The organism is Foetidibacter luteolus, assembly GCF_009650435.1.
In the GTDB taxonomy this organism is placed as follows: domain Bacteria; phylum Bacteroidota; class Bacteroidia; order Chitinophagales; family Chitinophagaceae; genus Foetidibacter; species Foetidibacter luteolus.
The window spans coordinates 1-14,631 of the sequence record NZ_VVIP01000092.1; the positions used below are offsets into that span (position 1 = coordinate 1).

A 14,631-nucleotide genomic window follows, 5' to 3' on the forward strand; every position below is an offset into this window, starting at 1 on the left:
TAATGCTGCTGATCTTGCCATATACCGTCCACTCAATCTTACTTTGCTGCGATTGCCCTATACCCTCCGCTTTATCCTTTACAAGGTTGCCTATTTCATCGTACTCATAATTGTTGGTACCCTGCCCGTCAATATCTTCCGTATAATTGGCCGCATTCACATCATCCGTAATATGGTCAAGCTGGTTGGTATTGGGCTTGTACCGGTACCCAAGTTTATCCATCGCCAGCGGCTTACCGGCAAAGGTGTGGTTGCCGTTCCTGTCATAGCTTAAGATGTTTCCATTCGGGTCATAGCTAATCGTTTCCTTAAAGTCAGGTATAGCATTCAACCCCGCCCACACCACATTACCAGCCTGATGCGCATTCATACCCACCAGCCTGTTCAACTGGTCGTAATGATAATTGTATAACAGCGGGCTGCCCAGCTTCTCCACGTTCACACCCATGCTGCTAATATTACCATTGTACAGCGGCTGGCTTACCCTTATGTTAAAAGCGTTTTGCGCCGAGCCATTGGTAAAAATGCTGAACGACTGGAAGTTTATGCCCATGCGTTTGTAATAGCCGTTGAAACTGGTTTGGGTGGCCGGTATAAACGATGCCAGTTTTATAGAATAAGCTTCGTTTGAATGATCCTTAAAACTAAGTGCTCCGGATGGTTTGTTAGCTGTATAATACGGCGCGGAAGATTTGGCTATCTCGGCCGTAAGCAAATTGTTGCGGTCTATGCGGTAATTACCTTCCACCGTGAAACCCATGATATAGGGCGAAGGTGATTGTGCAGGCCGGCTGATTGTATCTGTAAAGTAATTATACATCTGCCTGCGGCCGGTATAGTAAGTAAAAATCACATTGTTGCCTTCCTTCATACCCATGCCGGCACGAAGAACTGCCACATACTGGCCTGGCTGTTTGTTGTTGCTTACGATAAAATCGCGGAAGCGGTATTCCACCGTTCCCGCCGCGAAAGCAAGATACCAGGATGGGTTATACTCTACCTGCACACCGGTGGCGCTGATGTTTTTAACAGAGAGTTCGGAATAGTTGAGAATATTGGTGCCGATACCAAGCGTTTTGAGCGCCATTAATGTTTTGTAACCTTTGGGCATGGATGAATCAGGCATGTCCAGCTCCTGCATTTTTTGGCGCAGCTCTTTTGAGTTGCGGATAGCGTCTACCTGTTTTGCATCAAGCAATGATTTACCGGTATACAGTTCTTTTAGCCGGTTATACTTTTGCTGTAGTGCCATGACCTGCGCATACAACGAATCATAATGTTTTTGTGCAGAGTCGTAGCGGTTTATGATGGAATCGGCTTTGCCTGTTAAGGATGAATCCGGCTTGATTTTATCTGCTGTGTTTTTTTGCTGAAGGACGTTCAGGGCTTTAGTTTTTGCCACATCCATCAATTGCCCTGGGCTGGAAGGAATGCTGCCGGCCTTTTGATGGATACTGTCATACAAGTGCAGGATGGAATCTTTCTTATTGTGTGAGGACGAATCTAATACCGCATCAAGGCCAGGGGATGATATACTGTTTAAACCACCCGGCTGCCTGCCTTTTTGTTCTGCCAGTTGCCGGGCAAAAGCCCTTTCCCTTGCCTCTACCATTTTCTGTAATATGCCGGGATCGGCCTGGCCTTTTTTTATTAAGTCAAGTTCGTGGTATTTTTTTTCAAGCAGGTTTTTTAAAGAATCCAGGCCGGATAGTGAGCGGGCTGACTCAAACATTTTTTGTTTGAGCCGTTCTTTTATATGCTGGCTGAACATGTTGCTGCTGTACAGCATATTGGCATTGGTAAAATTTCGGAATAAGCCCGTATTACCAAAGCGGGTGGTAAAATATACCCGCATGGGATAATGGTCCTTTACCGTTATATCCAGGTAGGCCTGCAGTGTGTGCTGGTAAACATCTTTAAGTAGAAATGGTGTGTCTATGTTGGAATAATAATTTACATCGTATAACACATTACCGTGTACGGTTAACCAGGGTTTGCGGATTGGTTTTACTGTAGCTGGCATTGTTTGTTTGCTGAAATTCCTGGATGTGGAAGCGATATGTGAGCCGCGGTCTGTAAGAAAAATAGACAAATGGGGCTGGCGGGTGCTGTCTATGATGTACTCGTAAAAATTTTTGAGTGGATGGATTGCCGTATCCTGCAGCGACTGCGAGATGGCGGGGGCCACCAGGAGCAGATATAGGAGTATTTGCAGGGATACGGATTTCATTAAAACTTCTATTTGTGGTGAATGCGTTTACAGGGTGAACACCCTATTGCCAAAATTTCTTTTTATGGATTAAAGATTGACAAATCTGTTATTACAGTAGGCTGAGTTTGCCCAAAAAAGGTAATTGTCGAAGGATAGCCCCAGCTTAAAGTTAGATTCGATGCTTTGAGGTTGCACGACGTAGAAGGATTACCAATAGCCTGTATCCCTGTTTTACTGATCAGTGTACAGTCTTTCAAAAAGACATTATCAAAATTTGTTACTCCTGGAATGAATTGAAGAACTTCCTGAGTTCCGGCAGACAAATACGTACCTGAAATAATGTACTTGTTATGTGTTTCCCCTATGTCAAATGGATTGCCAATCATGTCTTTTGCATAGTCAGCATTCAATTTTACAATAATGGACGATCCGGAGTACCCGCCATGAACATAAAACATACAGTTTGTTCCACCCGCAGCGGTTTCAACAACCGGCCTTCTGATGGCTTTCTTTAAATTAATGGTTATCTGGTTATTTTGAGAAGAAGCATTATTGGTAAGGTTAACATCGCCCAATAATTTGTCATTGCCTATGTAATTATCAATATTAAAATTCCAGCTTGTATTACTTACCAATCCGGTTGTACCATTTCCAAAATATATCAATCCCGAACCTAAACCCAGAGTATTGATATTGGCTACGTGAAGATTTTTGACATTACAATTGATGGTGGTATTTACAATATAAACGGATGGGTTCTCAGAACCAAAATAAAAAAGAGTGCCCTCTCCATAGTTATTGAGAAAAACATCACCGAAATTCAGATTGATGGTTTTTGTTCTTGCGGAAGACGATCCGGTGTTATTGTTGACATCAGGCCCGGGATACGTTGAAACCAGGTACCAATAATCAGTAGGGTGGTCTCCTATTGGATACATGTTATTACTGAACTGTATTTCGGAAAAATTTGCAGAAAAATTTGAGGGGGAGCCATCCCCGTTTCTTGCATTTGATTCAAACGCGATTAAATCGGCATCCGCCATAATTATTTTACGGGCACCAAGAAAAATTGTTTTATAACTGAAAATCTCAAAATTCCTCCATTGCTGAAGCCAAAGTTCATCTGCCTCCAATGTCACGATAGCCTTTGCATTATCCACCTTGAAAAATCTGCTGCTGGTTTTCCCTCCGCCTTGCATGCCTTGAGCTTCGCCAAAATATTGCTTAAAGAAGCCCCTGCCTTGTATCTTCGATTCAAATGACTGATCGGAACCATCAACTGCATACACTGCAAAAATTGGGTACGTTGAATTTATATAATACAGCCCTGCATTAACCCCGAAATAATAGTTTATTTTATTGTGTGCAAGTGAGGCTACCGGGCTAAAACCATTAGCCTGCGAGAATTGAATATCAGCTATACCCCCGGTGGTAGATGTTCCCGCATAGTTTCCGTTTTGCTCGGAATTATTGGAGCCAACATACCATTGTTGATTGTCTACAACAACTATCGTAGCGGATTGTATTACGCCCTGCGAAATTTGCTCTAAAGCAGCATTGCGTGCGGAAAATGGATCCGGGTATGAGGAAAGAAGGCTTCCCATCTTGGCCGCCTGCAGTTGTTGCGTATAAGAAGCTTCAGTAGAGCTGATACTTGCAACAGTGAGGCCATTTATCGTGGCTTTTGCAGTGCCGGCATACTTTTTTGACACAAAAAACACACCTCCGCTAATCAGGTTCGCGGCATTCTCCAAACCGGTAATTTCCTTAAACTGGGTTAACCCGTTACCCATATTGTATAGATAACCCTGAACAGTTTTTGTTGCATTTTCAATCGTCAACTCACCGTTTACAACTTTTACAGAATTGGGCTGCACATCAATTGAAGTCTGGGCCACAGCCACGGCACAAAAATGGAAGTAAAGAGTAACAAAGCAAACTTTGAGTATTGCGTAACTAAGTTTCCCTGAAAATTGGCAATTCATATTGGTACTGGATTTTACTTGTACAAATTATTTTATTTACCCAAAGCCTATGGATGCAGTTATTAAATTTAACAGCATTACATTACCACATACGAGAACAGAAAACGGATACTAAGACTCGTTACTATCCTCAATATGTCAAAGGCAATTTGCAATCAAGGTAGTAAGCTGAAGAGCACAAACCCTCCAAGCTTGCTCAGTTGCAAGGCGCATTAAAATAGGTTAAAAGCAAAAGGTTATATATCAAATGATTAGCCCACAAAGGAAATGAAATACGCTGACTTAAAACGGATAGGATAAGGTTTATTGGTTGATTTTGTTGTATAATTAGTTTTGTCAAAACGAAAATATCATAAAATGTTTTACCAACAAATTTTTTTTGGTTCTCAAAATATTGTAATAACCTCCCCCTTTTTATTAAGGGCAAAGGCAAATAATTCTTGTCCTATATCCTATGCCATTTACGCATTCAACTTTTAGCATAAAAAATTTCATCTTTTATTACAGTACAGCTCCATTTCGTTGTGATACTTTCCAATGCGATATTCTAGAATATCACAACAGTATTATCACTACTGCGTAACAATTAATCTGTGATAATAAAAATTATCACAACAAAAAAATCACAAACAGGCAAAAAATAGTTTCAGCAGGCCAGGCATCTCCAAGCATTCCACTTAAAATGTAAACAGTTCTTCTTCACAACTTTTTTTATAAGGGCAAAGGATGCCTCCTTCGCTTCTTCCCGCAATGCATGTAAATCTTATCACACATTCCACCATCTCTCCCTAACTTTACACCCTAACGATTTTTTTGCCATGCCGGAATTTCCAAACATACTGGTACAGGCCGTACCCGGCTTTATTTTGCTGATTGTTGTAGAAGTAATCTTCGCTATTAAAACACAGCGGGAATTATACGAGGTTAAAGATGCCGCTACCAGCATTTCGCTGGGCCTTGGCAACCTGTTCACCGGCATCCTTACCAAAACACTAATACTTGCTGTCTATTCTTTCATTTACGAGTTGAGGCTGTTTACCATCCCTTACAGTGCCTGGTGGGCATGGGCAATTTGCTTTTTTGCAGATGACTTCAGCTACTACTGGTTTCACCGGGTAAGCCACAGTGTTAGATGGTTCTGGGCCAGCCATGTGGTGCACCACTCATCAGAACGTTATAACCTGGCCGCTGCTTTGCGACAAACATGGACGGGCAACCTTACCGGCGCTTTCCTGTTCTGGATATGGATGCCTTTCGCAGGCTTTCATCCGGGCATGATAATGACCATGCAGGCCATCAGCCTGCTGTACCAGTTCTGGATACATACCGAAGCCATCGACAAAATGCCGCGCTGGTACGAGTTTATATTCAACACGCCATCCCATCACAGGGTACACCATGGCAGCGATTTACTTTACCTCGACAAAAACCATGCAGGCACCCTGATAATATGGGACAGGCTGTTCGGTACTTTCCAGGCCGAACAGCACCGCCCAAAATATGGCCTCACTAAAAATGTGAACACATTCAATCCCGTTCGTGTGGCCTTTCACGAATGGATGAACATTGGCAAAGATCTGCGCAAAGCCAAAACCTTTAAAGATGTCTGGAACTACCTTTTTAACTCTCCCGGCTGGAGCCACGATGGCAGCAGCAAAACAACACGGCAGTTAAGAAAAGAGCAGCATTGATGTCTCAAGCATCGTTAGTTGTCATATTCAGTAACACGCTTCATCAGTTGCATAGCATTCTCACTTTTGGGATTTAACAGCAATGCTTTTTCAAGGCTGGCTTTTGCTTTATTTTTATCTGTCAGCAAATAAACTTCCCCAAGGTTTTCATAAGCCATGCTGTTTTGCGGATACAGCAACGCGTTTAACCGTAATACATTCAACGCTTCCACAGGGTTTCCACCATAAAACAATACAACACCGTATGCGTTAAACTCTCCAAAAGAGGCTACCAGTGGCTTACATGCGGCGGCGGCTTCTTCTATTGCCAGGTCGCTCATTTCCACGTTTCTGCCGGTTATATTTTTTTGCCAGTAAACAACGGCTTTATATTTTGGCGTGTAGGGCTGCCGCTGCAAAATGGCCAGCAAATCTTTCTCAAGGCTTTGAACAGGCCATTCAACAATTCGGTTCATTTCATGGCCTTTGTCATATACTATAAATGTGGGTATATGGTGAATATTCCTGCCCCGCTCTTCATGTTGCGGGCTTTGTTTATAAGCAGTCTCCGCGTTGCTTACAAAAATCAATTGTATATGGCCGGTATCCATACCGGCGCTTTGCAACACCTTCATCATGCGGGGCACTTCTCTCCTGCTGTCTCCACACCAGGTGCCCAGGAATACCTGGATGGTTTTGTTTTTCAGCAGTGGGCTTATTGATTGCACAATACTTTGGTCTGGCTTGTAATTAAGGTAAGCGGTATCGTACCAATGCTTGTAAGTTCCCTGGCTTAGCAGGTAAGGCGGGCAATGGCCCAGCAACATTTTATCGCCCCGGGCATTTACGGTTTCAATGTTGTTATAAACAGCAGATGGCAAAGCCATGCGGCGCTGGCAGGCGCTAACAAAAAGGCATAATGCAACAAGTATAACAGAACAAAATTTCATATACAGAAGTATTAAGTATGGATATAATGAGTACACATACAGGCGCAGCATTGCAGCACAGCAACATGCGCACTGGTGAAGAATGTTGAATAAAATACCTGGCCCATAAATAGCTACTACCACAGCCACAATTAACATTGTACAAGTAACTGGCGCCAACAGCAGCAGATACAAATCTACCCTGTGGGAAAAGCTGCATAGCGAATCTAACCGCACAAGAGTGCGACGCAACGAAGCTTCATAGCAGATTCTAAAGATGGGCTCATAAATACTCCCCATTGGAGAGGACGGCGGGGTTTGTTACACAATTCGCGGAGGATGAAATATGCCGTAAAGAAAAGAGTGGGGCAATTTGTCGCAGGCTGGTTTTATATGGTTGCAGCATAATGCCACCACCGGGCAGGCAATACTTTCTAACGCTGCTGTTCCGGTATATTTCCAGTCAGTCTTAAGTGTTATTTCTTTTTGCTTATCGGGTAATGAATGAGAAGAAGGCGTGTGATGACTGTTGCTGGCGCCGATGCAATCACAAAACTCTTCAGTACCTGGCGACGCGGCTGCTAAACACTCTGCAAATGCCAATATGCGTGCCACTGAGGGCGCATACAAAGACATGGAAAGTATAATTACCAGCAGTTGTTTCATAACGGATAATCGAATGTACTGAATAATAGCACAAGCTATACAATAAAAAAGCTGCCGCAAAATATGCGGCAGCCAACATGATTAACTGAAGTGACCTTGATAGGAATATATTTTATGGGGTGCCCCCAAGCTATCGCAAGGGGTCGGGCTTTCCGCTATTACTCCGGCACAGTGCCCTCACACAAACCTTCACCGGTGTAACCGCTTCAATCCCTCACCCAAAGTGTAACACGCGGCATCTTTTGCAAAAAGGTTTACAGCGTATCACTATGTTTATTTAACCAGCCTGATAACTTTATCCTTTTCTCCGGGGATGCTTATTTTAACAAAGTAAAGTCCATTGCTAATACCAGCATCGCTCAGTGCAAGGTTTTGTTGCCATTTACCTTTTGAAACATTGCTGAACCTCCAGGCTTTAATGGCATTACCTTTTACATCCGTCATAGTCACTACAACCTTCTTAACATCCTGCTGCAGGTTTACAGAAAGCGTTACATAATCTACAAATGGGTTGGGGTAAGCAAAAGCTTTTATGTTTTCGTTAGCCGGCGCCGCCACTGCCTGCGCTGGTTTTGTTACTGCCACTGTATTGGCCGCAGTTGCCTTTCTTGCCGCAACAACCGGGTTGGGCGAAGGCAATGCCTGTATGCTCATGTAGTTAAGATAACCAAAGCTTACAGGTGAATAAATGGTGATAAGCACATTGCCATTGGCATCAGGCTGCACATTGTTTATCTGCACCGTATTGCTGGTGTTTTGGTATGGGTTAAGGCTTACTGACTCGTTACCAATCCAGTATAATGTTGTGGTGTTGGAAACAGTAGTGGTGCTGCCGAAGAAAACAAAATTGTACAGCATGCTTTGGTTAAGGTTGGTAATAAGCAGGCGGGCTGTATCCTTAAAGTTTACATAGTAAAACCCTTTTATCACGTTATCCGGCACAATACCTGAATTATTACCTGTTACCGCTCCTTTTGTATTATAACCGCTGAAGTTTTGGGCAACGCCAAGGTTAATACCCGTATTGATGGCTTCATCTGTTACCAGGTTGCTGAGCGTAAACCCTGTAGAAATAAGGGTGTTGGTATTGTTCCAGTTACCACCCTGTGCCGGCGATGTTACAGACCCATCATTAAAGTTGATGTTAACATTGTACAAAACAGTACCAGATGCAGCAACATTGCTGTAGGCTGAATACAGGGGGGCTTTAGCCGCCCTTATCTTGTAATAGTAAATGGTATTACCGGTAAGGCCTGCATCGGTAAAGGTTGTGGCGGTACCAACAGTTGCGCCTACCTTAACAAACCCCGTATTTGCAGATACCGACCGCCATATTTCCACACTGTCCTGAACAGAGTCGTTCAGTTGCCAGGCCAGTTTAATTTTATCTTTTGCCGCACCTGTAGCTGTAAGGCTTACCGGTATATAAGGCGTACCATCGTACCAATGTGGCACCAGTACAATACTGTTTAGCACGGCCATGGCAGAGTTGGCATCTTTAGCCACGCTTACGAGTATTTGCCCGGAAGCATCAGGCGATACGCTCTTAATGGTAACAGTTTGGGTTGTATTGTTAGCGGCTGACAATGACACCGATTTTGCGCCGATGGAGTATTGTGTTATCCTGTTATCAGTAGCGGTAGTATTGCCTGAGCGGCTGCCAAAGAAAACAACATCATACTTCTTATTCGCAGAAAGCCCGTTTAACTGTATATGCTTAACAGCACCGGATGACTCATAATACAAAGACTTCATTACATTATCAGGATACACACCGCTGTTGTTGCCTGTACCGGCGCCTGTATAAGCGGCACCTGTCCAGGCTTCTTCCAGCAGAAGCGTAATGCCGGTTGCCGCCCCTGCTTCATCATTAATACCTGTTAAGCTGGCGCCGGCGCTGATAAGGCCGTTCAGGTTGTTCCATGGTGTGGCCTGCTGTGTTGATGTGGCGGTGTTGAAGTTAATATAGACGGCAGGTATGTTTTCGCTGTAAGTAGCCGCGCTAACTGTATTTGTATAATCCGAATAGTTACCGTTTACGGCGGCTCTTATTTTATAGAAATAGGTGGTTGCCGCCGTTAAGAAAGAATCTTTGTAATTGCCGCTATTGCCTGCCAGAGTTGCTATTACAGCATAGTTGCCATTAACGCTATTGGAACGCAGCACTTCAAACGCGGTTTCATTACCCAGCAGAGACCAGGATAATACTATCTTGTTTGTCCAGGCCGCGGTGGCGGTTAAGCCGGCAGGCACTGCCACAATACCTGAAGGCGTGGTAGCATTTACAGCATTGCTGAAAGCGGAATAGTTAGTGCCTGCGGCAGACCTTAGTACGTAATAATAGGCGGTGGAGGCAGAAAGGCTGCTATCAACGTATGTATAAACGCCGGTTCCTGCCGTACCTATTTTGGTAAATGCCGCGGTAGCGGATGCGCCTCTCCATAGTTCTGTTGAAGCTGTATTACCGGAAGCGTTTGTCCAGTCAATTCTTATTTTGTTTTTAGCAATAGCAGTAGCTGTCGCAATGGGTATTGCTAACCCATTGCTGTTATCAGCAGGTTTTGATTTAATTACCAATGCTCCGATGTGTGCAAACTGAGAACCTGCATCTTTTGCGATATTGATTTGAACCTGGCCCGCACTGTCAGCGATTATGCCAGCTATCTGCACAGTCTGCGAAATATTGTTGGGGGATGCGCCCAACTGTACAGTCTGCGTACCAATGCTGTAACGGGTTATCCTGTTATCTGCTGAAGTGGCACTACCTGAACGGCTGGCGAAAAATTCAAAGTCGTATTTGTTGGCAGAAGAAAGGCCAGATAACAGCAGCCTTTTGGTAGCTGATGAGTTTTCATAATACATCGTTTTGATAACGTTGTCAGGATAAACACCTGCGCCGTTGGCAGTAGCGCCTGTAGCGGCTGTACCTGTCCATGCATCAACCAGCGTAAGGTTAACATTGGTTGAAGCGCTGTTCTCATCTTTCAGGTTGGCAAAAATGCTGCCGGCGCTAATAATACCTTTGGTACTGTTCCATGGTAAGGCCTGCTGCACACCACTGGCAGCATTAAAGTTGATTAAAATACTGGTGCTTGTCTTAGCAGCAACCAATACATTAAATGTTTGGGTGGCGCTAACACCATCCTGGTTGGTAGCGGTTAAGGTAATGTTGTTGTAAGACCCTACCTGGGCAGCAGAAGGGTTCAACAGCATGGAAAAACTGTTGTTGCCCGCAGCCAGCAAGGTAGCGAAGGCAGGAAGGTTAGTGGCCGTTAAACTGATGACATCGCCGGACTGGTAAGTGCCGGTAATGTTAACGGATGATGTACTGCCTTCGGTTACCGTAACATTGGCTATGGAATTTAAAACGGGAGACTGTCTATTGTTTACCGTGATGGTAAATGCAACCGTATCGGCGCCGCCATGGGCATCTGCAGCAATAGCCTTGATGTTATAAACGCCCACATTGCTTGCCGCAGGGCTAAAGGTTAATGAACCTGTACCATTGCCGGTACCGGTATAAACCGCGAAAGATGGCAGTTGCAGGAATGAGATACTGATGTTTTCACTATCTGCATCAGTGGCGGAAATTGCCTGAACATACTGCGTGGAAGCCGGCACTGTTTTGCCGGGTATTGCAGCCAGCTTAGGAATGTTATTAAGCGTGGTTTTATTTACCTCGCTGCTGTAGCCTGAGTAACCGCTTACATTAAACGCCCTTACCTTGTAGTAGTAGGCTGTATTAGAAGTAAGGCCGCTATCCGCATAAGCAAGGGTTGAGCCATTTACTGTTGCGGCCAGCGTGTAAAAACTGTTGCTGGCAGCAGAACGGTATAACTCAAACTTGGTTACTGTAGCATCACTGTTGTTCCAGTTGATGCGTATAGATGAGCTGCTTTCGGCCACCGCGCTTACACCTGACGGTACAGCCGGGGCACCCGGTATGGCAAAAGTAGTTGCATTGGCAGGGGTTATTTTCAATACCGCATCAGGAATGGCTTGTTTGGCAAACCCGGGGCCCTGCCAGTTTACATTCAATACCTGGTCGCCGCCTCTTTCAAAAAAAGTAACCCTTATGTTGTGAACACCTGCGGTAAGGCTAACCTGTCCAGACCTTTCTACTGTGCCATGAAGGCCATCATTATTCACCACCAGGTTACCATCAATAAACAGTTGGCTGCCATCGTCGCTGGCAGTGTAAAAGGTGTAATTGCCTGTGGTTGGTATATTAATGATGCTTTCAAAACGGAAAGCGAAATTATCCTGCACACTGGCTATGCTGATATTAAAGTTGCTGATGTTGCCTGTTCTCTTAGCCGTCATTGCGCTAAAATTGGGCAGCACATCGTAGCTGCCTTCGTAATAATAGTAAACTGGCTGAGATGTAGCGCCATCGCTGTAGTCAGACTCACCGTACTTGCCAATAGCCTTTATTTTATAGTAATAAGTTGTTGAAGCTGAAAGCAGGCTATCTGTATAAGTACTGCTGTTCGCTACGCTTATAGCAACTTTAGAAAATGGTCCTGTTGCATTAGAAGAACGGTAGATTTCAAAACCTGTTTCGTTGTTGCTTTTGTCAGTCCACTGCAGTTTGATGGCATTGTAAGCCTTTGCCGTGGCCGTTAAGGCAGAAGGTGCGGCAGGCGCTGTGCCCGGCACAACAAAGCCATCAGTAAATACGCTATCCGGTACCGCAACAAAGCTTGAAGAGCCTGGCACTTTCCACGAAAGGTTGCAATTAGCGCCCCCTGCTTTCTGGAAGAACGTTACGGCTATTGGGTAAACACCTGCATTAAGAGTGATGTTACCATCCACATCCTGCGAACCATGTAGTCCGTCGTTATTTACCAACGGAGTGGCAGTATGGCTATAAGGAACATTGATATACAGTTTGCTGCCGTCATCGGAATTAAGACGGAAAGTGTAGCTACCAGCCTGCGTTATTTTAATATAACCCTGGAAAAGGAAACCAAAATATTCACTTTCATCCGCAGTACTGATGCTGATGTTAGGAACCACACCCCTTGCAGCAGGCATGAGCGCATTAAAATCAGGAAGCACATCCCAGATGCCGTTATAATACTGGTAAGTTAACCCTTTGGCATAAGTGGTAGCTGTAACCTGGTTGCTTGTTGCCGTATTGCCCTGGTAATCCCTGGCTTTTACGATAAAGTTATAAGTAGTGTTGGCAGTTAACGCATGCAACGTAAAAGCAGTGCCGGTGGTAACATACGATTTTACGCCATTGCTGTAGATATCATACGCAATAACACCAACATCATCGGTTGAAGCATCCCATTGCAAGGTAACTTCATTGCGGCTGAAAGCAGACACACGCAGGTTTTGCGGAGCTGAAGGCGCAAGTGTATCCTTAAGCGTAACAACCTGAACCGGCGCCGTTACTGATGAAGCTGCATTGGCATTAACCGCACGTAGTTTAAACCAATAAGCTGTCGCGGAAGTAAGGCCCGTTGCAGTATAAGCCGCGGCATTCTGTGCTGTTACGGTAACCAGTTTGTAAGGCCCTGCCTGTGCTGTGGCCTGGTATACTTCAAAGCCGGTTTCATTGAATACGGGGGCTGCATCCTGTGCCCATGCAAGACTGGCAGAAGTAATACCGGCCGGGGTTACCGTTAATGAAGTTGGCGCTGTGGGCCCGTTAGCCGCATTGCCATCAACAACAGTAAACGGATTTGAAAAGCTGCTGTAACAGCCATATTGCTCGGTTACTTTTACTTCATATTTTCCGGGTGCGGTGGCAGTTAGAAAACGTGTAGTGCTGAGTGTAGTTGCAGAATCTTTTTTACGCCACAGGTAAGAAGTGTACCCGGCAGGCACTTCCAGCTTTACGCCTTCGCTGCCATCCAATACCGGTAATACGGCGCTTGAACCTGCTGTTAATTGTATATCGGGGCTTAGGGTAGCCTGTTTTAATTTTATAATAACCGGTATGCGTGACCATTCTGACCAGTTTGCCCCATTCTTAATACGGCATTCGTAGGTACCAATCGCCGTAACTGTTATGGCATTGGATGTTTCACTCATCAACACGCCGTCTTTACGCCATTCGTAAGCATCAAAGCCCGGTGTAACGCCAACGGTTATATTTATTGGGTCGCCAGGGCAAAATTCTGTTCTGCCACCCAATACCCAGGGGTTCGATTTGTAGGCCCTTACCATGAAAGGAAAATAGTCAGCTTCGTTCCATGCGCTGTACCAGCAACCGTGGCCCTGGTCTGGATAGACAGTTACTTTATAATTACCGCCTGCAGCAAGTATGGAATCGCCCAGTTGTTTTGTATAACCCGGTGCCGGCGCCGCATCCACACCACCCTGGAACTGCCAGGTGGGCGTAAACTTAAACTGCTGCAATGCAGCCAGGTAATCAAAATTGGTATTGCTTATCGGCAGGCAGGCAGTTGTAAATTTTGGAAACTGAACCATGTATTTCCATGTTGCCTCACCACCAGCGGAAAGTCCATTCACGTAAACCCTCCAGGGGTCGGCCTTTACCTGGGGAACCAGGTAATTCTGTATAATTTCATTGATGATAGATTGAGAGCTCCAGCCATCTGTTTGAGATTGCGGGTACAGCAAAAAGCCATCAAACAAACCATTGTCAACAGCATTCATGTGCAGCTCGCCGCCATGGTACAACTGGTATTCGTTATCATAGATGGTACCTTTCTCGCCACGGCCATGAAAAAACACAAACACCGGGTACTTCTTGCCATCATTAACATTGTGCTGGTAAGTTTTGGGGAATTTTAACCGGAAGGCTACTCCTTTGTAGAAGTATGATTTAAACGAAGAAGTATTCCAGCCAAGGCGGTTGGTTTTTACCCATTTGGCCATAGTGCCAAAAGCAGGGTTTGCAGGCGGGGCATCAGGGTTGTACACTACAATGTTGTCCGCGGGGTCCAGTACACCGGTTTGCGCCTGTGTTGACTGTAAACCTGCAAGAGCAAAAAAGAGCATCATGGCTACAAGTGATCGTGTAAAAAGGTTCATGTTGAATAAGCGTTTACGAATGGTATTTGTGAGGTGGTTTAGCTTTGGTATGCGGCTACCTATTTGGTAAGACCGGCTGTTGGATATACAAAAAATCTCCCGCTGTCAACTGTTGTAAACAATTAAACCAGGCGTGAAATATTTATCTGGAAGTTTTG

6 protein-coding genes are annotated in these 14,631 nt (G+C 44.7%); 1 reads left to right on the plus strand and 5 read right to left on the minus strand.

The genetic code is table 11. The features are described from left to right. Both F0364_RS27520 and F0364_RS27525 read right to left on the minus strand, forming a co-directional pair. Window positions 1-2,230 (minus strand): hypothetical protein (locus F0364_RS27520; RefSeq protein ID WP_207632913.1); only part of this gene is annotated, 2,230 nt, incomplete at its 3' end. A gap of 62 nt (window positions 2,231-2,292) precedes the next feature. Beyond that, window positions 2,293-4,110, minus strand: coding sequence for a hypothetical protein (locus tag F0364_RS27525; RefSeq protein WP_153801043.1), 1,818 nt, complete (start codon window positions 4,108-4,110; stop codon window positions 2,293-2,295). Window positions 4,111-5,015: 905 nt separating this feature from the next. Between F0364_RS27525 and F0364_RS27530 the strand changes: the two genes are divergently transcribed. Continuing rightward, window positions 5,016-5,888 carry a sterol desaturase family protein gene (locus F0364_RS27530; protein WP_153801044.1) on the plus strand — a complete coding sequence of 291 codons (873 nt, stop codon included), beginning with the start codon at window positions 5,016-5,018 and terminating at the stop codon, window positions 5,886-5,888. Window positions 5,889-5,902: 14 nt separating this feature from the next. Here the strand turns inward: F0364_RS27530 and F0364_RS27535 are convergent, their stop codons facing one another. From F0364_RS27535 to F0364_RS27545, 3 genes are all read right to left on the minus strand, one after another. Next, window positions 5,903-6,817, minus strand: coding sequence for a thioredoxin family protein (locus F0364_RS27535; protein ID WP_207632914.1), 915 nt, complete (start codon window positions 6,815-6,817; stop codon window positions 5,903-5,905). Window positions 6,818-7,117: 300 nt separating this feature from the next. Beyond that, window positions 7,118-7,462: a hypothetical protein gene (locus tag F0364_RS27540; protein ID WP_153801046.1), complete on the minus strand. Its 345-nt coding sequence runs from the start codon at window positions 7,460-7,462 to the stop codon at window positions 7,118-7,120. 273 nt (window positions 7,463-7,735) lie between these two features. After that, window positions 7,736-14,473 carry a fibronectin type III domain-containing protein gene (locus F0364_RS27545; RefSeq protein WP_153801047.1) on the minus strand — a complete coding sequence of 2,246 codons (6,738 nt, stop codon included), beginning with the start codon at window positions 14,471-14,473 and terminating at the stop codon, window positions 7,736-7,738. Window positions 14,474-14,631 lie beyond the last annotated feature (158 nt).